At 53.3% G+C, this 19,644-nt stretch carries 19 protein-coding genes; 10 read left to right on the top strand and 9 right to left on the bottom strand.

All coding sequences use genetic code 11. The features are described 5' to 3' along the window. Positions 1–99 precede the first annotated feature (99 nt). From A9165_RS00545 to ung, 5 genes are all read left to right on the top strand, one after another. Positions 100–1,035, top strand: coding sequence for a sensor domain-containing diguanylate cyclase (locus tag A9165_RS00545; RefSeq protein WP_065954561.1), 936 nt, complete (start codon positions 100–102; stop codon positions 1,033–1,035). 312 nt (positions 1,036–1,347) lie between these two features. Continuing rightward, positions 1,348–3,804, top strand: coding sequence for a bifunctional aspartate kinase/homoserine dehydrogenase I (gene thrA / locus A9165_RS00540; protein WP_065954560.1), 2,457 nt, complete (start codon positions 1,348–1,350; stop codon positions 3,802–3,804). 3 nt (positions 3,805–3,807) lie between these two features. After that, positions 3,808–4,761, top strand: a complete 954-nt coding sequence (gene thrB / locus A9165_RS00535; RefSeq protein ID WP_065954559.1) for a homoserine kinase — start codon at positions 3,808–3,810, stop codon at positions 4,759–4,761. A 5-nt stretch (positions 4,762–4,766) separates the two neighbouring features. Then, entirely contained in the window at positions 4,767–6,050 is a 1,284-nt protein-coding gene (gene thrC / locus A9165_RS00530) for a threonine synthase (protein ID WP_065954558.1), read from the top strand. Continuing rightward, positions 6,050–6,712, top strand: a complete 663-nt coding sequence (gene ung / locus A9165_RS00525; protein ID WP_065954557.1) for a uracil-DNA glycosylase — start codon at positions 6,050–6,052, stop codon at positions 6,710–6,712. Before thrC ends, ung begins: the two co-directional genes overlap by 1 nt. Positions 6,713–6,782: 70 nt before the next feature. On the opposite strand, the gene A9165_RS16540 is transcribed toward ung, so the two are convergent. From A9165_RS16540 to tal, 3 genes are all read right to left on the bottom strand, one after another. Then, positions 6,783–6,956 (bottom strand): DUF3545 family protein, encoded by a 174-nt coding sequence (locus tag A9165_RS16540; protein ID WP_008607219.1) that lies wholly within the window; start codon positions 6,954–6,956, stop codon positions 6,783–6,785. A gap of 153 nt (positions 6,957–7,109) precedes the next feature. Then, entirely contained in the window at positions 7,110–8,732 is a 1,623-nt protein-coding gene (pgi, locus tag A9165_RS00520) for a glucose-6-phosphate isomerase (protein ID WP_008951285.1), read from the bottom strand. A 12-nt stretch (positions 8,733–8,744) separates the two neighbouring features. Continuing rightward, on the bottom strand, positions 8,745–9,695 hold the full coding sequence (tal, locus tag A9165_RS00515; RefSeq protein ID WP_008607222.1) for a transaldolase: 951 nt from the start codon (positions 9,693–9,695) through the stop codon (positions 8,745–8,747). 353 nt (positions 9,696–10,048) lie between these two features. Between tal and yaaA the strand changes: the two genes are divergently transcribed. The 3 genes from yaaA to arfB all read left to right on the top strand — a co-directional run bounded on the left by yaaA (position 10,049) and on the right by arfB (position 12,710). Beyond that, complete coding sequence (yaaA, locus tag A9165_RS00510) at positions 10,049–10,825, top strand: peroxide stress protein YaaA (protein WP_065954556.1); 777 nt, start codon at positions 10,049–10,051, stop codon at positions 10,823–10,825. 163 nt (positions 10,826–10,988) lie between these two features. Then, complete coding sequence (locus A9165_RS00505; RefSeq protein WP_065954555.1) at positions 10,989–12,287, top strand: inosine/guanosine kinase; 1,299 nt, start codon at positions 10,989–10,991, stop codon at positions 12,285–12,287. Positions 12,288–12,293: 6 nt separating this feature from the next. After that, on the top strand, positions 12,294–12,710 hold the full coding sequence (gene arfB, locus A9165_RS00500) for an alternative ribosome rescue aminoacyl-tRNA hydrolase ArfB (protein WP_008607226.1): 417 nt from the start codon (positions 12,294–12,296) through the stop codon (positions 12,708–12,710). Here arfB and A9165_RS00495 read toward each other — a convergent pair. The 5 genes from A9165_RS00495 to ygfZ form a co-directional block, all read right to left on the bottom strand. Then, positions 12,707–12,928: a hypothetical protein gene (locus A9165_RS00495; protein WP_065954554.1), complete on the bottom strand. Its 222-nt coding sequence runs from the start codon at positions 12,926–12,928 to the stop codon at positions 12,707–12,709. The genes arfB and A9165_RS00495 overlap by 4 nt on opposite strands. Before the next feature lie 78 nt (positions 12,929–13,006). Then, positions 13,007–14,392 (bottom strand): ATP-dependent RNA helicase DbpA, encoded by a 1,386-nt coding sequence (gene dbpA, locus A9165_RS00490; RefSeq protein WP_065954553.1) that lies wholly within the window; start codon positions 14,390–14,392, stop codon positions 13,007–13,009. A 133-nt stretch (positions 14,393–14,525) separates the two neighbouring features. Continuing rightward, positions 14,526–15,476, bottom strand: a complete 951-nt coding sequence (locus A9165_RS00485; protein ID WP_065954623.1) for a peptidoglycan DD-metalloendopeptidase family protein — start codon at positions 15,474–15,476, stop codon at positions 14,526–14,528. A gap of 152 nt (positions 15,477–15,628) precedes the next feature. Next, complete coding sequence (locus A9165_RS00480) at positions 15,629–16,114, bottom strand: peptidylprolyl isomerase (RefSeq protein ID WP_008951291.1); 486 nt, start codon at positions 16,112–16,114, stop codon at positions 15,629–15,631. A 9-nt stretch (positions 16,115–16,123) separates the two neighbouring features. Then, positions 16,124–17,095, bottom strand: coding sequence for a tRNA-modifying protein YgfZ (gene ygfZ / locus A9165_RS00475; RefSeq protein WP_065954552.1), 972 nt, complete (start codon positions 17,093–17,095; stop codon positions 16,124–16,126). Between the two features lie 118 nt (positions 17,096–17,213). On the opposite strand from ygfZ, the gene A9165_RS00470 reads away from it, so the two are divergent. Beyond that, positions 17,214–17,465 (top strand): succinate dehydrogenase assembly factor 2, encoded by a 252-nt coding sequence (locus tag A9165_RS00470; protein ID WP_008607232.1) that lies wholly within the window; start codon positions 17,214–17,216, stop codon positions 17,463–17,465. Continuing rightward, the gene (locus tag A9165_RS00465; RefSeq protein ID WP_238534554.1) at positions 17,452–17,880 is read left to right on the top strand and encodes a protein YgfX; all 429 of its coding nucleotides are present in this window, start codon (positions 17,452–17,454) and stop codon (positions 17,878–17,880) included. The genes A9165_RS00470 and A9165_RS00465 overlap by 14 nt, the downstream gene beginning before the upstream one ends. On the opposite strand, the gene nadB is transcribed toward A9165_RS00465, so the two are convergent. Further along, the gene (gene nadB, locus A9165_RS00460; RefSeq protein WP_008607234.1) at positions 17,870–19,477 is read right to left on the bottom strand and encodes an L-aspartate oxidase; all 1,608 of its coding nucleotides are present in this window, start codon (positions 19,475–19,477) and stop codon (positions 17,870–17,872) included. The genes A9165_RS00465 and nadB overlap by 11 nt on opposite strands. Between the last annotated feature and the right edge of the window lie 167 nt (positions 19,478–19,644).

Raw genomic sequence — 19,644 nt, 5'->3', positions numbered from 1 at the left:
CTCCTGCTACCATAGCGAATATAGTTGTTATTTAAAATAATTATTTCACAAAATAGAAGAGTTTTGGCAATAGACTTTCGCCTCAGGAGTGATAACGGCATGAATCTTAATCTGCAACGACTGGTTAATCAGTTACCTGGTGCTGTATTGGTGCTGAATAGCCGTTATCAGCTGAGCTATGTTAACTCCTTTTTATGCCAGCAGTTAGAGTTACCCGAAGCCCAGATTCTGGGGCAGGATTTTTTCAGCCTGTTCCCGGAAGTACCTAAGAGCTGGTTCTGCCGTAAAATGGCTGAGGTGTTGCAGCAGCAACAAACTCAGCAGCTGAGCTGGCAACAACGTTTGTATTTGCTGAAGCTGCCGCGCCAGGCAAAGGCTGAGCAAAATGAGTTCCAGATGGCGCAGAATGTCAGCTTTATCCCGCTGAGTAATCCACAGGAGGAGGCACAATTGGCACTGTGGCTGGAGGATGCCAGCGAGGCCGCCCGTTACCACGCTGAGGTGTTATTTAAAACGCAACAACTGAAACAGCTGGATCGTTTCGATACGCTAACGGCCTTACCAAATTGGCAATACCTGCAACAGCAATTGCAACTGGAACTGACCCGGGCTGAGCGCTACCAGCGGCCTTTAGCGTTACTGCGTTTCGAACTGGACCGTTTCAAACTGCTCAACGATCAATACGGCCATCAACATGGCGACCAGATGTTACAGGGGCTGGCTCGCCAGTTTAGCGCCTTGTTGCGCGATAATGATTTGTTGGCGCGCTTGGCCGGAGCAGAGTTTGCCGTGATCTTGCCCGATACTGAGCTGGCTGGAGCTATTGAGGTTGCCCAGCGGTTGCGTCAGCAAATGGAGCAATTCTGTGCTGTGCAAAGCGCGGCAGTAAAGTTGACGATTAGCTGCGGTATCAGCACCGGCGCAGCAGGCTGCAGTGTGGAAACTATGCTGCAACAAGCGGATCAGGCCTTGTATCAGGCCAAGCGGGCCGGGCGTAACCAGATCAGTATCTGGAGCGAGGCTGCGCTGGCCTAGCGTCGTGGCTGTCCACAATAACAACTTAGAAAAGGTTTGACAGACGTCTAAAAGTCTGTGCATAGTGTAGTCTATGAATATAAAAGCAGCAGTACTCACCACCATTATTACCACCACCAACCCCGCGGGGTAGGAGGTCGGCGGTGTGCTGTCTGTAAAAAGGCCCGTGACCTCAAAGGTTCCGGGCCTTTTTTTTGGCCACTTGGCCCAGGTGAACCAGCATTGATCACGCAACATAGCGTGACAGCAGGTTGACTAACAAAGGTCTGCGATAACAAAACGACTTAAGACTTGGATGCGCGAGGAGAAATTATGAGGGTGCTAAAATTTGGCGGGTCATCGCTGGCGTCGGTGGCCAGATTTTCTGAAGTGGCGCAAATTGTGTTGCAGCAGGCAACAACAGAACAAGTCTGTCTGGTGTTATCGGCCCCGCAGGGCGTAACCAATACGCTGGTCGAATTAACTGATCTGGCCTATCTGGGAGCCGACTTTCAGTCGCCGCTAAGCCAGCTTGAACAGCGCTACCAGCAACTGTTAGCCGAGGTACCAGGCGTCAGTGAAGCACGCCGGCAGCAGGTGCAGGCGCTGATCAACAGCCAGATCCAGCAGTTGGGCTGGCAGTTACAGGGCATGAGTTTATTAAAGTTTTGCCCGGATCATATTAAAGCGCAGATCCTGGGCCTGGGCGAGCAGTTCAGCGTGGCACTGATGACGGCCTTGTTAGAGGGGAAAGGTGCGGATGTGCAGGCGCTGGACTCGGTAAAGCTGGTGAAAAGTCAGGGTGATTTTTTAAATGCCACTGCCGATGTGGCGGCGACAGCAACCGTGATTGATGCCGCTATGGCGGCGACACCAGCCAGCATCTATGTGATGGCAGGCTTTGTTTCCAGTAACGCCCAGGGCGAGACGGCCTTATTGGGACGCAATGGTTCGGATTATTCCGCCGCCGTCATTGCTGCGGCGATCAAAGCCAGTGCCTGTGAGATCTGGACCGATGTCGATGGCGTCTACAGTGCCGATCCACGGCAGGTGAAACAAACCCGCTTAATCGATCGTCTGTCTTACGATGAGGCGATGGAGTTATCTTATTTCGGTGCTAAGGTGCTGCATCCGAAAACAATCGGCCCGCTGGCGCGGGTGCAAATTCCCTGTTATATCAAAAATACCCTTAACCCCAGTGCGCCGGGCACCTGTATCGATGTGGAAGGCGATGGTGAAGCGCTGGTGAAGGGCATTTCCAGCCTTGAGCATCTGGCGCTGATTACGGTATCTGGCCCGGGTTTAAAGGGCGTGGTGGGCATGGCCAGCCGGGTATTTGCCGCCATGGCGCGCGCACAGATTTCGGTAAGCTTAATTACCCAGTCCTCGTCGGAATTTAGCATCAGCTTCTGTGTGCCGCAGCTGCATCTGGTGGCGGCGAAAAAGGCGCTGGAAGCCGAGTTCGAATTAGAATTGCAAAACAAACTGCTACGGCCATTAGCCATCCAATCTGATATGGCGATTGTCAGCCTGGTCGGCGATGGCATGCGGCAGCACAGAGGTGTGGCTGCGAAGTTCTTCGCTTCGCTGGCGCAGGCGCGGGTGAACGTAGTAGCCATTGCGCAGGATAGCAGTGAGCGCTCGATCTCTGCGGTAGTCGAGCAGCGCAGCTGTCAGAATGCAGTTAAGGTCTGCCATGAGAACTTCTTCAGCCATATCCCCAGCATTGATGTGTTTCTGGTCGGTTGCGGGGTGGTCGGCAGTGAATTACTGGCCCAGATCGAACGGCAACAAGCCTTTTTACAGCAGCGCCAGGTTAAGCTTACCGTTTACGGTATCGCCAATAGTAAGCAGCTGTTATTGGCGAAAGACGGTGTGGATCTGAAAAACTGGCAGCCGGCATTGGCAGAGGCCAATGCACAGTTTTCGCTGGCGGAGTTAAACCGCTTTGTCCAGGAACAGCATTTAACCAATCCGGTACTGGTCGATTGCACCAGTGCTCAGGCAGTGGCGGACCAGTACGCAGATTTCCTGGCAGCCGGCTTCCATGTCGTTACGCCAAACAAAAAAGCCAATACCAGCAGCCTGGAGTATTACCATCGCTTGCGTGCTGTTGCCCAGCAGCAACGGCGACGCTTTTTATATGAAACCACGGTCGGTGCCGGTTTACCGGTAATCGATACCCTGCAAGGGCTGCTAAATGCCGGCGATCAGTTGCTGGCCTTTGAAGGCATTCTATCCGGCTCCTTATCCTATATCTTTGGCGAGCTGGAAGCCGGGGTGCCGCTGTCGGTGGTGACCGCCAAAGCCCGCGCTATGGGCTTTACTGAGCCTGATCCGCGCGATGACTTATCCGGTATGGATGTGGCACGCAAGCTACTGATTATGGCGCGCGAAGCCGGTTTAATGCTGGATCTGAGTGAGGTCGAAGTGGACTCGGTGTTGCCGGCCGGTTTTGCTGCCGGTGCTAACGTCGAAGATTTTATGGCGCAGCTGCCGCAATTAGACCAGGCCTTTGCTGAGCGGCTGGCTGCTGCCAAAGCGGAGGGTAAGGTGCTGCGCTATATCGGCGAGATCCGCGATGGCAAATGTAAGGTCGCGATTAAAGCGCTGGCCGCTGATCATCCGCTGGCCAAAGTAAAAGACGGTGAGAATGCGCTATCGATCTTAAGCCGCTATTATCAGCCTATCCCCTTTGTGCTGCGCGGTTATGGTGCCGGTGCTGCTGTGACCTCTGCCGGGGTCTTTAGCGATATTCTGCGCACCCTGAGCTGGCAGCAGCAGGTATAGTCTATGCAATCACATTCAACTAAGCGTTATTATGCGCCGGCCTCGACCGGCAATCTCAGCGTCGGTTTTGACTTGTTGGGCGCCGCCTTTGAACCGGTAGACGGCAGCCTGCTTGGTGATGAGCTGCTGATCCTGGGCGAGGCGGCAGAGCTCAGTTTGCAGCTAAGCGGCCGCTATCTGCATCAGCTACCGGCGGCAACCGAAGATAATCTGGTGTTTAAAGCCTTTTATGCCTTTGAACAGGCACTGGGTAAGCCCTTGCCCCGGCTGCGCTTGCAGCTTAATAAACAGCTGCCGGTCGGCAGTGGTTTAGGCTCCAGCGCCTGTTCAATCGTCGTTGCTTTTTATGCCTTTAATGACTATTTCGGCCAGCCGTTTAGCCAGAGTGAGCTGCTACAGTTAATGGCGGTGGCGGAGGGCGGGGTCAGTGGCAGTGTGCATTATGACAATGTGGCGCCATCTTATTATGGTGGCTTACAGCTGATGTTACCGGATAGTGCGCAGATTTGCCGCAGCTTGCCCTGGTTCGAGCATTGGCGGGTGGTGCTCTGTTATCCGGGTACTGTACTCTCGACCAAGGCCGCGCGTGCTGTTTTGCCACAGCAGTTAAGTTTAACCGACAGTATCGCCTTTGCCGGTATGCTCAGCCGCTTTGTCAGTGCGCTCTACGCCGGTGATGAACAGGATGCCGCGGCGGCGTTGCAGGATCGGGTGGCAGAACCAGCCCGGGAGAGTCTGATGCCGGAATTATTGCCCTTGCGTAACGCCCTAAGTGAGCAAGGGGTGCTGCACCTGGGGATTTCCGGTGCCGGCCCGACTGTATTTGCGCTTTGCCGGGATGATGCGCAGGCTGCCGCGACGGCGGCTTACCTTAATGCCCATTATGCCAAGAATCAGGACGCGCTGACCGCCATCTGCCGGTTAGCGCCACAGGGCGCCAGAGCGCTCGCGGAGTAATAAAGATGATTTTAACCAATTTAAAAGTCCCAACCGAACAAGTCAGTTTTTTACAGGCGGTCCGACAGGGCCTGGGCCAGCAACAAGGCTTATTTTTCCCAACCAGCTGGCCAAAGCTGAATATTGACGCTTTACTCGCTTTACCGCTGGTAGCACGCAGTACCAAGATTTTATCTGCCTTGATTGGCGATGAGCTAACCGAGGCTGAAGTCGCTCAGATGGTGAGCGCCGCCTTTACCTTTGCCGCGCCACTGGTGCCAGTTACGGCGCAGACGTTTTGTCTGGAGCTGTTTCATGGCCCGACGCTGGCGTTTAAAGACTTTGGTGGCCGCTTTATGGCGCAGGCGCTGGCCAAAGCCCAGGGCGGGCGCAAAACCACTATTGTTACGGCCACCTCCGGCGATACCGGTGCGGCCGTGGCGCATGCGTTTTATCAGCAGCCTGGGGTAGAGGTGGTGATCCTGTATCCGAAAGGCAAGATCAGTCTGCTGCAGGAAAAGCTGTTTACCACTCTAGGGCAGAATATTACCACGCTGGCGGTGGATGGTGACTTTGACCAGTGTCAGGCGCTGGTTAAGCAAGTTTTTGATCAGCAGGAGCTGGTAAAAACCTACAATATTAACTCGGCCAACTCGATTAATATCAGTCGTTTATTTGCGCAAATCTGTTATTACTTTGAAGCTATTGCCCAACTGCCGGCCGAGCAACGCTCAGAAGCGGTGATAGCGGTACCCAGCGGTAACTTTGGTAACCTGACTGCCGGTCTGATTGCCAAGGCGCTGGGGCTGCCGATTAAGCGGATGGTTGCTGCGACGAACCTGAATGATACCGTGCCGCGTTACTGGCAGAGCGGCCAGTGGCAACCCAACAAAACCATCGCCACCTTATCGAATGCGATGGACGTCAGTGCACCGAATAACTGGCCCAGGGTAGAAGCGCTGTTGGCGCAGGGGGTAGTGAGCCGGACTGATATCGAGGCGGTTAAGGTCGATGAAGATGACACCCAGCTTGGTATGCGCTTACTGGCGCAAGAGGGTTATCTGAGTGAGCCGCACGCGGCTGTTGCCTATAAGGCGTTAAAACGTAGCCTGCAGCCGGGTGAGGTGGGGATCTTCCTCGGTACAGCGCATCCGGCTAAGTTTAAAGAACAGGTAGAGAATATTTTAGGAACACCTATCGCTTTACCGGCGGCTTTGGCAAAATGTGCCGCTGAGCAAAGTTATAGCCGGGATATTCCGGCCGATTTTGCCACCCTCGAGCAGGTATTACGACAACTGGATAATCGCTGATGCAATGGCAGGACCTTCTTGGCAGTGAAAAGCAACAACCCTACTTTCAGCAAACGCTGACGGCGATCCAGCAGGCACGTGCCGGTGGCCAGGTGATCTATCCGCCGGACAGTGAAATCTTTAATGCGTTTAAGCTGACGCCGTTATCTGAGCTGAAGGTGGTGGTGCTGGGGCAGGATCCGTATCATGGCCCAAACCAGGCGCATGGGCTGGCGTTTTCGGTCAGGCCGGGCGTACGGGTGCCGCCTTCGTTGCTGAATATCTACAAGGAGCTGGCGCTGGAATATGCAGACTTTCAAGTGCCGTCACATGGCTACCTGCAAAGCTGGGCCGAGCAGGGCGTGTTATTGCTGAATACCGTGTTGACGGTGGTGGCAAATGAGCCGAACTCGCATCGCGCCCTGGGCTGGGAGCAATTTACTGATCAGGTGATCCGACAGATCAGCCAGCACTGTGAGCAATTGGTGTTTTTACTCTGGGGCTCTCATGCGCAGAAGAAAGCGCGGCTAATTGACGCCAGCCGGCATCATATTCTGCAGGCTCCCCACCCGTCGCCGTTATCAGCGCATCGCGGCTTTCTGGGCTGTGGCCATTTTTTACAGACCAATAGCCTACTGCGTGCCGCCGGCAAAACGCCGATAAACTGGCACTCAGTGTTGTAACTGACGCTTGTGCCGTATTGACGGTATCGAATAACGAAAAGGGCCTGCAGTTAGCTGCAGGCCCTTTTGTTTATAATTCGATATCAATCAGTTCCGGTTCAATGGTCCAATCAATGTCACAAAGCTCTTTTTTGAGCCTTTGGCGTTCTTTCAATTCCTCAATTTCCCGCCATTTGCGCTTAACGGTGCGGGTTTTCGCCGCCGGACGTTCCAACATGTTCAGTAAGTCTTCGAAGCTTTCCATAATTACGGCCTCATCTGATTGTTGTTTCTTGTTGTTATTTTCAACAAGTTTCTACCACACTTTGTGTAAAAATAAAACTAAAAAGTGACAGTACGATGACGGCGCAAAAAATAAAGGCTGCCCGCGGGCAGCCTTGCTGATGCTAAACAGGGTTTAGCGGTTTTGTTGGCGGAACAGGGCAATCAACTGCGCTGTTGAACTGTCGAACTGAGCGTCACCCTGCGCCTTAAGTGCTTGATAAATAGGTGTAGAAAGCTGCTTGCCCAGCTCAACGCCCCATTGGTCAAAGCTATTCAGTTGCCAGATCGCACCCTGACAGAACACCTTATGTTCATAGAGTGCGATCAAGGCGCCCAGATGATAGGGTGATAACTCATCCAGTAATAAAGTATTACTGGGTTTATTACCAGGTGACGCCTTATGCGGGGCTAATTCTGCTGCCGCCTGCGCCGTCATGCCCTGTGCCAGACATTCCTGATAAGCTTCCTGCTCGGTCTTACCCTGCATCAGCGCCTGGGTTTGCGCAAAGCAATGCGCGGCCAGCCGCTGGTGATGGTCCTGTAGCGGATGCGCGACCTTTAGCGGTAGCAGGAAGTCGGCTGGGATTTTCAGCTGGCTTTGATGCAATAACTGATGATAAGCATGCTGGCCATTGGTGCCGGCATCACCCCAGATCACCGGGGCGGTGACATCGCTCAATGGCTGGCCGCGGCGATCGACCGCCTTGCCATTACTTTCCATATCCAGTTGTTGCACATAAGACGGCAGTAAACGCAGATAATGACTATAAGGCAGCAGCGCCTGCGCCTGACAGCCGAAACCGTTGATATACCAGATGCCCAGTAATGCCAGGATCACTGGCAGGTTTTCGCTAAAGGGCGCGTTAAAGAAATGTTGGTCCATGGCGGCGGCACCGGCTAACAGCTGATTAAAACCGTCATTACCAATCATCAGCGCAACCGGTAAGCCAATCGCTGACCAGAGGGAATAACGGCCACCCACCCAGTCCCACATCGGCAGGATATGCTGTGGCACAATGCCAAATTCGGCGGCCGCCTGTACATTGGCAGAGGTGGCCCAGAAGTGTCGCGCGATAGCGGCTTTGTCTGCGCCCTGAGCACTAAACCAGGCGCGCAGCGCTAACGCATTTTGTTTGGTTTCTTCGGTGCCAAAGGATTTTGAAGCAACCACCACCAGTGTCGTCTCAGGCTGCAGTTGTTTGGTCAGATCGCTGACAATAGCGCCATCGATATTGCCGGCAAAGTGCAGTCGCACCGGACTACAATGATAGGGCGTCAGGGCTTCCACCGCCATTTGCGGGCCCAGCAGCGAGCCACCAATGCCGACCCAAATCAGATCGGTAATTGGCTTGCCGCTATAACCAAGGTAAGTCCCTTGGTGGAGCTGGTCGATTAGTGTCGCCATTTGTGCGCGACAGGCGCTAATCGCCGCACCGATATCCTCGCCATTTAGCCGCAGGTCTTGCAAATCTTGCTGCCGCAGCCGCGTATGCCAGACCGCACGCTGCTCGGTATTATTGATAGCGGCACCGGCTTGCATTTGCTGACACAGCTGGCGGATGCTGCTTTGGGCGGCCAGTTGCTGCAGGGTTTGCCAGCTGCTGTCGTCCAACAGATTTTTGGAGAAATCCAGCGTGATACCACAAGCTTTGGCACTAAAACGCGCAGCGCGATTTGGCTCAGCAGCAAATAACTGACGCAGCGGCTGTTGCCGCTCGGCCAATGGCTTTAATAAGGCAGTTAAACTGGCAGTCATGCGGTGCTCCCGTTACAGCTGGCTTTGGATCAGGCTTTCCAGCTTACGCTGGTCAATGGCAAATTTACGGATCCCGTCTGCCAGTTTTTCGGTCGCCATCGCATCTTCATTCAGTGCCCAGCGGAACTGTTGTTCGGTTAACGCCGCCGGTTTGGCCGACGTGACGCCTTGATCTTGCAGTTTCACTGCCAGCTCGCCCTGTTGCTGGCTCAGTTCATCCAGCAGTGCCGGGCTGATCGTCAGGCGATCGCAACCGGCCAGTGCTAATACTTCGCCAATATTGCGGAAACTAGCGCCCATCACAATAGTACTGTAGCCATGCTGTTTAAAGAACTGATAGATTTCGCGTACCGACAACACACCCGGATCGGTCTCGGCGGTATAGTCTTGCTTGGTATTGGCTTTGTACCAGTCCAGGATCCGGCCAACAAAGGGCGAAATCAGATAGACGCCGGCCTCGGCGCAAGCCCGCGCCTGTGCCAGATGGAACAGTAAGGTCAGGTTACACTGAATACCTTCCTGCTCCAGTACTTTGGCGGCCTGAATGCCTTCCCAGGTCGAGGCGATTTTGATCAGGATCCGGTCGGTGCCAATACCATTTTGTTGATACAGGGCCACCAACTGGCGCGCCTTGGCGATAGTGGCGGCAGTATCAAAGGATAAACGGGCGTCGACTTCAGTAGACACCCGGCCCGGCACCAGCTTACTGATGGCGGTGCCGACATCGACGGCGAATTTATCACTGGCTAAGGCCAGTTGCTGCGCCGGGTCCTGACTTTGTGTTTTGGCGTAAGCGATAGCCGCAGTCAGCATCGGTTTAGCAAAATCTAACTGGCTGGCATTTAACAACAAAGACGGGTTAGTGGTGGCATCCACTGGCCGGAATTGCTCGATGGCATTCAGGTCGCCACTGTCAACCACCACGGTGGTGACCGCTTTTAACTGAGTTAATAAATCTTTCATGTTATTCACTTACCATTTTGTTGGTTAATTGAGACTGATTATACGGCTAAACGGCTAAAAGTGTAGTAATAAAACAACAAATATCGTACTAAGTTCAGCCGATAAGCGGAGTGTTAGCCGGTCAACCTGCAGTATAGGTCGAGCGGCTGAACAAAAGATGACAAGCGGCCGCGCTCAGGCGGCAGTTCGCGGCAGGATCCTTTGCATTCGCGCCTGGAACAAGCATAATGGCGCCCTGCGTGATCTGCAAGGGCTGCCGCGCCAGTATAAAGGTTAGCCCTAATTATTGATGTTTTATTTTGGCATATCTGATTTTCTGACCGCTGATTTTTTGAAGAAAAGGAGCCCCGCTTATGTTGTTGCTGGTATCACCGGCTAAAGATCTCGACCTGACTCCGTCTGCCACACCCTTAGCGGTGACTCAGCCAGCGCTGTTAGCCGAGGCCACAGCGCTGGCCGCGATTTGTAAAACCCTGACGCCGGCTGATTTAAGCTCGCTGATGCATATCAGTGACAAGCTGGCCGGCTTAAATGCCGCTCGTTTTGCCCAGTGGCAACCGCCTTTTACCCCTGACAATGCTAAAGCCGCGCTCTTTATGTTTAACGGCGATGTGTATCAGGGACTGGACGCAGCGAGCTTAACTGCGGCAGACCTTAGCTTTGCGCAGCAGCAACTGCGGATTTTAAGCGGCCTCTATGGCGTGCTCAGGCCTCTGGATCTGATGCAGGCCTACCGGCTGGAAATGGGTACCAGCCTGGCGAATCCGGCCGGTAAAGATTTATATGCGTTCTGGAAAAGCCGCTTAACCGCCCATCTGAATAGCGAGCTGGCAGCGCTGAATACCGACACGGTGTTAAATCTGGCGTCGCAGGAATATTTTAAGGCGGTCGATACCAAAGCCCTGCAGGCGCGGGTGATTAGCCCGGAGTTTAAAGATCTGAAAAATGGTCAGTACAAGATCATCAGCTTTTACGCCAAGAAAGCCCGCGGTTTAATGGCCCGTTATGTGATTCAGCAACGGCTAACGGCTCTGGAGGGTATCCTGGGCTTTAATCTGGCCGGCTATTACTACAGTGCTGAACATTCCCGCCCTGATAAGCCGGTGTTTTTGCGTGATCTGCCGCAATAACCGCTGATTGCGCTACTTTTCGTCGCTATTAGTAACCATTCGCAACTGTTTGCGACTATTCGCGACTAAGTCGCCATTATGTTGCCACTAAGCGAAAATTCGCCGCGCGTTGCGGCGTTTTTTTCGCTAAAATAACGCTTTGTTTGTCACCGAGCGTCAGCTAATGAAATTTCCCGGTCTGCGTAAAATCAAGCATTACTTTCCGGTCTCTCAGCCCAAACCGCAATTACCCAGTCTGGATGTGCGTCCGGCGTTGGATACCTATATTGTCGGTTTAGATCAAACCATTGTTGATGTGGTTGCCAGTGTTACCGACGAATTTTTGGCAAAGTATGAGATCCCGAAGGGGTTATCGAACCTGGTTGAGCATGACAAAGCGAACCGGATTTATCATGAGCTGGTGGTCAATAACGCTATCTCCGATCATTTTGCCGGCGGCACCATCGGCAATACGATCCATAATTACTCGGTGCTGGCGGATGATAAATCGGTATTGCTGGGTGTGATGTCGGCCAATATTGCACTGGGTTCGCCTGCTTATCATTATGTTTGTCATACCAGCTCGAAAGTCGATATGAATCATCTGCAAGGGGTGGCGGGCGATATCGGGCGTGGTATAACCATGATCACGCCGGATGGCGAGCGCACCTTTGTGATTGACCCCAGTGATATGGATCAGCTGGCGCCGGACTATATTCCAACCCCCATTATTGCCGGTGCGGCTGCCTTTGTGGTCAGCGCTTATCCGCTTCGGGCAACAGGGCAACCGATCCAGCAGGCGATGTTAAAGGCGCTGGCCGATGCCAAAGCCCATCAGGTGCCGGTGGTAATGAGCCTGGGTACCCGCCATCTGGTAGAAGAAAACCGCGCCCAGATCCTGCAAACCATTCATGATTACGTAAATGTGCTGGCGATGAACGAGCAGGAAGCCGAAGCCCTGACCGGGTTCCGCGATCCGCTGCTGGCAGCCGAGGCCGCACTGGAAATTACCGATATGGTGTTGATCACCGCCGGGGCAGAGGGCTTGTATCTGTGTGGCTATACTGACGAGCGTACTAAACGCGAGAGTTCAAATCCGATTAAGTCTGCCAGTCTGGCCGATTTTAACCGCTTTGAATTTAGCCGGCCAATGCTGCGCCGGCATTGCCAGCAGCCGCTGAAAGTCTATTCGCATATTGACCCTTACCTGGGCGGGCCGGAGCGGATTAAGAATACCAATGGTGCCGGAGATGGCGCCTTGTCGGCCATCCTGCACGATATGGCGGCGAACAGCTATCATAAGCAGGTACAGCCGCTGTCGAGCAAGCATGAGTTGCCTTATCTGGCCTATTCGTCGTTTGCCCAGCTGTGTAAATATGCCAACCGGGTCAGTTATGAGATCCTGGTGCAAAATGCCCCCAGGCTGTCTAAAGGCCTGCCAGAGCGCGAAGACAGCCTGGAAGAAGCCTACTGGGAGCGTTAAGCAGCGGTGCTACCGATCACGGCTGATATTTATCTTGACGAAGAACTGCTGAATTGGCAGTTTGTCCGCGCTTCTGGCCCGGGTGGTCAGCATGTCAATAAGGTGTCGACGGCGGTGCTGTTGCAGCTGGATATTCGCCAGTCGGGTTTGCCAGATTGGCTGCAGCAGCGCTTGTTAAAACTTGCCGATCATCGCATCAGCCAAAGCGGTAAGATTACCATTAAATGTCAGCAGAGCCGCAGTCAGGAGCAAAACCGTGAACTGGCGCTGGCACAGCTGCTGGCGCTGTTGCAAAGTGCCACTAAAACGCCGAAAAAACGGCTGGCGACTAAGCCCAGCTACAGCAGCCAGCAAAAGCGGCTGCAAAGCAAAAAGCAGCAAGGGCAAACCAAGGCGTTACGCCAGCAAAAGCGTTTTGATTAAGGCGGGCTTGAGTTTCCAACCTCTGTCACCTGTGCTGAAGATTTTTTCAGGTAACGTAAAATGTTATCCAGACTCATGCTGAAATACATAAACGAGAATAAAAAGGCAAACAGCTGATCGGTTAGATGACAGATAACTAACCCACAAATAAAAATCGTAATTTGCCGGAACAGTCCCAGCTTATTATCCTGATAAACTTCGTCAATAATATTTTTCATCGCACGCTCTCCTAAAAGTCTAAACTATAGGCAGTTTTTCTGGAAAAACTACCTTAAGTTCAGATTTTTAAGGCGCTTTTACTGGTTGGTTAGTAACCAGGCGCGAAAGCTGCGGCCTTTCATCTTACTGTGATTAAGCTGTTGTAACGCGGCTTTATAGGCATTGCGGCTGACCGCGACATAGGCCCGGAAATCCTGCAGCTGAATTTTACCAATTTCGGCAAACGCCAGTTTATTATCGCGGGTCAGGGCGCCGACAATATCCGCCGGGCGTAATTTTTGTTTTTTACCGCCACCAATTTCCAGCGTCACCATGGCCGGCTGCCGCGGCTGATTGCTATTGGCGGCAGGCAACGGCAGCGGTTCAATTTCAATGGCAAAGGCTTGCTCCAGCGCGGCCAATTTGTGGCTGTCGTCGACGGTATACAGCGAGCAGGCCAAACCTTCGCTACCGGCACGACCGGTACGGCCGATACGGTGAGTATGGGTTTCGACATCACGCGCCAGCTGATAATTGATCACCAGATCCAGCTTTTCGATATCCAGACCGCGGGCGGCGACATCGGTCGCCACTAACAGCTGCAAACTGCCATTGGCAAATTGCAGCAGTTGCTGTTCGCGCTCGCGTTGCTCCAGATCGCCATGCAGGGCGGCGACACTAAAGCCCTGTTGCTGTAATTCGCTATACAGCTGCTGTACTTCTTTGCGGGTATTGGCAAAGATCACGCAGCTATCGGGCTGCAGCGTAAGTAATAGGCGCTTAACCGCTTCACTGCGGCTATGTTGCTCCAGCAGATAAAATTGTTGCGCAATGCGTGCTGCCTGCGCCGGGCTATCGATAATGATCACCTCGGGCTGATGTAGCTGCGCCTGCGCCAGTTTTTTTACCTCCGGCGCAAAGGTCGCACTGAACAGTAGCTGTTGTTTAGTTGGCGGCAGTGCCGCCAGAATTTGCTCCAGTTCAGTGGCAAAGCCCATTTCCAGCATGCGATCTGCTTCATCCAGTACCAGTTGGGAAACTTCAGCAAGGTCCAGCCGCTGTTGCTGCAAATGATCAAGCACCCGTCCCGGTGTACCGACGATAATATGGGCACCATGTTCCAATGACAGGATCTGGCCTTTGGCTGGCACGCCGCCACACAATGTCAGCACCTTAATATTGTGAATACCGCGCGCCAGCAGACGGATTTCGCTGGCCACCTGTTCGGCCAGCTCGCGGGTTGGACACAGCACCAGACTTTGAATGCGAAACCGGCCGACATTCAGTTTACTGAGTAAACCCAGCGCAAAGGCTGCCGTTTTACCTGAGCCGGTCGCCGCCTGAGCAAAGACATCTTTACCCGCCAGGATGGCCGGTAAGCTGGCGCTTTGTACCGCTGTGGCCTGGGCAAAGTTAAGCTCTTGCAGGGTTTTTAATAAGGCTGGGGATAGGGCGAAATCGGAAAAGGGGCGGCACTCAGTCACAGGTTTTACTCAGCTAAGGTTACGCTGACCCGGTGTCTGCGTACAGCGGCGCATTATAACACAAATTACAGAGCACAAATGGCGTTGGAAATTTTGCCGCTTCAGCGCCGGGAATGACAGCGCCAGCGGCGGCTTATTCTGCCACCTGAGTAACAGGCTGCTCTTTGAAGGTCGCCAGTTGTAACTGGGTGCTGGCTTTGGTTTGCAGCATCGAGACCAGCGAGTCCCAGCGCACATTGCGCTCTTTTTCGAAGATCAGATCAAAGTTACCGGAATCCCAGTCGACAAAGTGCTGTGGGTTTAGTGAGCGATCCAAAAAATGGATCTCATAGTGCAGATGTGGTGCGGTAGAACTGCCGGTATTGCCCGAGGTGGCAATTAATTGCCCCTTGTGTACGAAGGTACCAGCAGTGACTTTAAAATCCTGTAGATGGGCGTAAAGCGTGGAGAAACCAAAGGCATGGCGGATTTTTAGCAGATTACCGTAACCACTATTACTTTTACGTACCAGTTCTACTACACCATCAGCCGGGGCATAAATCGGGGTACCACGCGGCGCAGTCAGGTCGATGCCATTATGATGCTGGCGCTTGCCCAGAATCGGGTGGGTGCGGACACCAAAGCGCGACGTTCTTTTATCAAAATCCAGCGGTGAACCATTAGGTACCAGTTGCAGCATCGCCATCCGGGCGCTGGAAGTCACGGTTGCCAGATCCAGCCGGCTCTCCAGCCCCTGATCATGGTTATGCTCTAACCCCAGGCTTAGTTCAATTTCTTCCAGACGCTGACTGACTAAGGCCATCTCGTCCTGCTTTAACGTCAGCTCCTGCTCCAGTGTATCGCGGGTTTCCGTTAATTGCGCCAGTTGCTGCTGCAATGCCGAGGTTTGCTCAGCCAGCAGTTGTTGCTCAGCTTTAGCCGAGTCGACGGTATACATCAGATAATGAATCACCGCTGCGGTAATTAACACCGAAAACAGCAGTACCCACAAGCCAATAACGGCATTGCGTTTCACGATATTACTGATATTGAAGTGTCGGGTACCATGTACGCTTGAGACGGAAATTATTATACGATCTTTCATCAGCGCGAATTGTTTACTCTGTAACCAGTTGTTGACCAGCAGCAAAAATAGGGGGCTTTACCGGTACTGTCAAGCACTTTGTCAGTTGCGAACAGCAGGCGCCAACGCAGATTGTTGCTGGCGCCTTGATTTATTTCACATATCAGAAACTATTAATGTCCGGCGTGACCGTCGATGCCATGGGCATGACCATGTGCCAGTTCTTCCTCAGTGGCATCGCGTACCGCGATCACTTCCACATCAAACTGCAGTTCAAAGCCGGCCAGCGGGTGGTTGCCATCGACAACGACTTCTTCCTCTGACACATCAATAATGATGACCGGCTGTTCGCGACCATCCGGGCCTGAGGCACGAAAGCGCATACCCACAGCAACGTCCATCCCTTCAAACATGGAACGCGGCACGGCTTGTACCAGCTGGTCGTGGCGCTCGCCATAAGCGTCTGCTGCTGCAATGGTGCTGCTAAATTTGTCGCCGGCGGCTTTACCGGCCAGGGCTTGTTCCAGACCCGGGATCAGCGCGCCCTGACCGAACATAAATACCAGAGGCTCGCCACCGGCAGAAGAATCGAGTTGGTTACCCTTGCTATCGGTAACGGTGTAATGAATGGCGACAACTTTGTCTTGCGAAATGGTCATGCGAACCTCTTAATTGAGTGAATAAGGTAGAGCGTGCTGGCTGAGTAGCAATGGCTGCTCGCCGGCCAGCCGTAACGAATCTGCCGGTGTTATGTCATTCGGCAATAAGGCCAGCAGCCACAGCTGCTGATTAATATTGACCGCATTAATTACCTGGCCAATCCGGCGCCAGTTAGTATCCAGTTGTAGTTCAATGTCGGCACCGGCTACCGGTGTTTCATCGGTGTTAGCACTAAGAATATAGGCCGCTCTTTTATTGCCACCACGGTATTTCAAGCGCGCGACGGTCTCCTGACCAATATAACAGCCTTTGGTAAAGCTAATGCCCTCTACCGCTTGTAAGTTAAGCATTTGTGGCACCAGTTCGCCAATCAGGGGCTGCTCTAAATAGGCCAGGCCATGGCGGATATGCTGCTTAAGCCAGAGCGTTGGCGCGGCCAGCGGCAGCTGCGCCTGTTGCAGGCTGGCCAGTTCAGTTTGCGGCAATACCAGCAAATAATGATCCATAGCCAGGCAAAGCAGGCTGAGTGCACCGTTACGCACCAGCTGGCCGGCGGCTTGCGGCACCACAAAACCCAGTTGTTGGATTAAACTCTGGCTCTCAGGGCCAGCTAAACCGAACACGGCATAGGGTTGCTCGCTTTGGTCAAAGCTGACTTTAGAAAACACACCAAACTTTTTCCACTGCACTAATGAGGCCTGCAATTCATCCCGAAAAGCCACGACCAGCAGATCCTCACCTTGTGCAAACAAGTGAAAAACCGACCACATCTTGCCCTTGGCGTCGCAATGGGCGCCGCGCAGGAAATTGTCTGCTGTCAGTTGATTGAGATCGCAGGTGGTTTGTCCTTGCAAATATTTACGGTTATCAGGGCCGCTGATCTTCAGCACCTGAAAGCCAGGAAGTGGACTTAGGAAAGCCGGTTGAACTTCTGTTGATAAAGCTGCGTATTGTTCTGCGCTGAGCCAGGATGTCTGCATAATATGTAACGCTTAAGCTGATAATAAAAGGTAGATTGGGGCGAGGCACAAAAGCTCAACCCTGGATCCGGAATTTTGTTAAGATACCGCCAAAACGCCTAAATTGCGAGGAATCCCGATGTCTCAATTAATGAGTAAACCGAAATTACGCTGGGCCTGCCGCCGCGGCATGCTGGAACTGGATGTGTTACTGGCTCCCTTTGTCGAAGAGGGCTATGACGCCCTGACTGAGCAGCAGAAAGCGGATTTCGAGCGTTTACTGGCCTGTGATGATCCAGACCTGTTCGCCTGGTTTATGGGGCACGCCCGTTCGACCGATAGCGCCATCCAGGCATTAATTGAGTTGATTGTGAATCGTGTCCGGGTATAGCCTGGCGCTTAACACTTCGTTATTACGGCGCAGGCTGTTGCTGGCCGCCGGCGCTGCGCTGGCGCTGCTGTATTTGCTGCTGCCGTTGCAGGGCAGCAGTTATCTGCTGGCGTGGTTAAGCCTGACTGCCTGGTTTTATCTGTTATGGTCCAGCAAGGCTGCGTCCGCCTCTGCCTTATTGCTGGATGCTGAGGGTGGGCTGCGTTGGTTAGATTCAACGCTCTCTGCCGGCAGTTGGCGGCCAGGCAGTGTTATCAGTCGCTATGCTACGCTGCTGTGCTGGACAGATACCCAAGGCCGGCGGCAGCAGCAATGGCTGTTCGCCGACCAGTTTTCTGCCGCCGATTACCGTAGTCTGGCGCGCTGGCTACATACCCAGCGCTGGCGACATAACCCGGATCCGGTTAAAAATTAGCGGGTTGTAAAATGCTGGGTTGGCTGTTAGCCAGTTGCTGTGGGTAATCCAGGTTGTAATGTAAGCCACGGCTTTCTTTACGCTGCATTGCGCAGCGGATAATCAGCTCCGCCACCTGTACCAGATTTCGCAGCTCCAGTAGATTGTGGCTCACGCGGAAGTGGCTATAGTAATCCTGAATTTCCTGTTGTAACAACTCCACCCGATGCAGGGCGCGTTCCAGCCGTTTGTTGGTACGAACAATACCAACGTAATCCCACATAAAGAGCCTGAGTTCATGCCAGTTATGGGTGATCACCACCTCTTCATCTGAGTTGCTGACCCGACTTTCATCCCAGGCCGGAATACTCAGGTTTTGCAGGTTGTTGACCGGCTGCTGCAGGATATGCCGGGCCGCAGCCTGTGCAAACACAATACATTCAAGCAAGGAGTTCGAGGCCATCCGGTTGGCGCCATGCAGGCCGGTATAGGCCACCTCACCGATAGCATACAGATTATCCAGATCGGTTTGACCATGCAGATTGGTCATCACACCGCCACAGGTATAGTGCGCCGCCGGCACTACCGGGATCGGCTCTTTGGTAATATCAATACCGACGCTTAAACATTTGGCATAAATGGTAGGGAAGTGCTCGATAATAAAATCTTTTGGTTGATGGCTGATATCCAGCAATACTGATTTGGCACCCAAACGTTTCATCTCAAAGTCGATGGCGCGGGCGACGATATCCCGCGGTGCCAGTTCGGCTCTTTCGTCAAAATCCGGCATAAAACGGCTGCCATCCGGCCGTTTCAGATAAGCGCCTTCGCCGCGCATCGCCTCGGTGATCAGAAAATTGGGCGCTGCCGGATGATACAGACTGGTGGGGTGGAATTGGTTAAACTCCATATTGGCTACCCGGCAGCCGGCGCGCCAGGCCATTGCAATACCGTCGCCACTGGCCACATCCGGATTGCTGGTGTAAAGATAAACCTTGCTGGCGCCGCCGGTCGCTAACGCCACCGCCTGGGCCCGGATGGTTTCTACCCGGCTGGCCGCTTTATTCCAGACATAGGCACCATAGCAACGTTTTGGATCCAGCCCGAGCTTTTTACCGGTGATCAGGTCAACTGCGTTATAGTTTTCCAGTAACACGATATTCGGATGCTGTCGCACCTGATCGACCAGGGTGATCTGCACCGCACGGCCGGTCGCATCGGCCGCATGCAGAATGCGTCTATGGCTATGGCCGCCTTCACGGGTCAGATGATACTTCATGCTGCCATCGCTATCCTGATACTGATCGAAGGGCACGCCCTGAGCAATCAGCCATTGCATCGCGGCCTTGGCGTGCTCGGCAGTAAATTGTACGGCGGCGGGATCACAGAGTCCGGCGCCTGCTACCAGTGTATCGTTAACATGGGACGCAATACTGTCATTTTCGTCAAACACAGCGGCAATGCCGCCCTGGGCATACAGGGTGGAGCCCTCACGCAGTGGGCCCTTGCTCAGCACCAGCACCCGCCGCTGATCGGCTAATTGCAGCGCCAGCGACAAGCCGGCGGCGCCACTGCCGATAATTAAAACGTCACAAAGATGTTCATTTGCCTGTGTCATACGATACACTTAACTCTATTAATGGCTCTGAAAAATGCGCAGAAACAGCCGGTTTTACCGGCAGTGCTGGATTTAAGATCAGGTTATTCTAGCCTTTTTGTGACAGTTAGCAGAACTATTTATTCAGCTTGCAGTCATAATCAGTACGCTTGACTGGCGCCACTCAG

It is taken from the genome of Alishewanella sp. HH-ZS (genome assembly GCF_001704375.1).
Taxonomy (GTDB): Bacteria; Pseudomonadota; Gammaproteobacteria; order Enterobacterales; family Alteromonadaceae; genus Alishewanella; species Alishewanella aestuarii.
This window is presented reverse-complemented; position numbering and strand designations above follow the sequence as displayed.

What these genes read in the sequence shown, in the direction of transcription:
- A9165_RS00545 (WP_065954561.1), top strand. Translation starts at nt 100, where the DNA reads ATGAATCTTAATCTGCAACGACTGGTTAATCAGTTACCTGGTGCTGTA.
- thrA (WP_065954560.1), top strand. Translation starts at nt 1,348, where the DNA reads ATGAGGGTGCTAAAATTTGGCGGGTCATCGCTGGCGTCGGTGGCCAGA.
- thrB (WP_065954559.1), top strand. Translation starts at nt 3,808, where the DNA reads ATGCAATCACATTCAACTAAGCGTTATTATGCGCCGGCCTCGACCGGC.
- thrC (WP_065954558.1), top strand. Translation starts at nt 4,767, where the DNA reads ATGATTTTAACCAATTTAAAAGTCCCAACCGAACAAGTCAGTTTTTTA.
- ung (WP_065954557.1), top strand. Translation starts at nt 6,050, where the DNA reads ATGCAATGGCAGGACCTTCTTGGCAGTGAAAAGCAACAACCCTACTTT.
- A9165_RS16540 (WP_008607219.1), bottom strand. Translation starts at nt 6,956, where the DNA reads ATGGAAAGCTTCGAAGACTTACTGAACATGTTGGAACGTCCGGCGGCG.
- pgi (WP_008951285.1), bottom strand. Translation starts at nt 8,732, where the DNA reads ATGACTGCCAGTTTAACTGCCTTATTAAAGCCATTGGCCGAGCGGCAA.
- tal (WP_008607222.1), bottom strand. Translation starts at nt 9,695, where the DNA reads ATGAAAGATTTATTAACTCAGTTAAAAGCGGTCACCACCGTGGTGGTT.
- yaaA (WP_065954556.1), top strand. Translation starts at nt 10,049, where the DNA reads ATGTTGTTGCTGGTATCACCGGCTAAAGATCTCGACCTGACTCCGTCT.
- A9165_RS00505 (WP_065954555.1), top strand. Translation starts at nt 10,989, where the DNA reads ATGAAATTTCCCGGTCTGCGTAAAATCAAGCATTACTTTCCGGTCTCT.
- A9165_RS00495 (WP_065954554.1), bottom strand. Translation starts at nt 12,928, where the DNA reads ATGAAAAATATTATTGACGAAGTTTATCAGGATAATAAGCTGGGACTG.
- A9165_RS00485 (WP_065954623.1), bottom strand. Translation starts at nt 15,476, where the DNA reads ATGAAAGATCGTATAATAATTTCCGTCTCAAGCGTACATGGTACCCGA.
- A9165_RS00480 (WP_008951291.1), bottom strand. Translation starts at nt 16,114, where the DNA reads ATGACCATTTCGCAAGACAAAGTTGTCGCCATTCATTACACCGTTACC.
- ygfZ (WP_065954552.1), bottom strand. Translation starts at nt 17,095, where the DNA reads ATGCAGACATCCTGGCTCAGCGCAGAACAATACGCAGCTTTATCAACA.
- A9165_RS00470 (WP_008607232.1), top strand. Translation starts at nt 17,214, where the DNA reads ATGTCTCAATTAATGAGTAAACCGAAATTACGCTGGGCCTGCCGCCGC.
- nadB (WP_008607234.1), bottom strand. Translation starts at nt 19,477, where the DNA reads ATGACACAGGCAAATGAACATCTTTGTGACGTTTTAATTATCGGCAGT.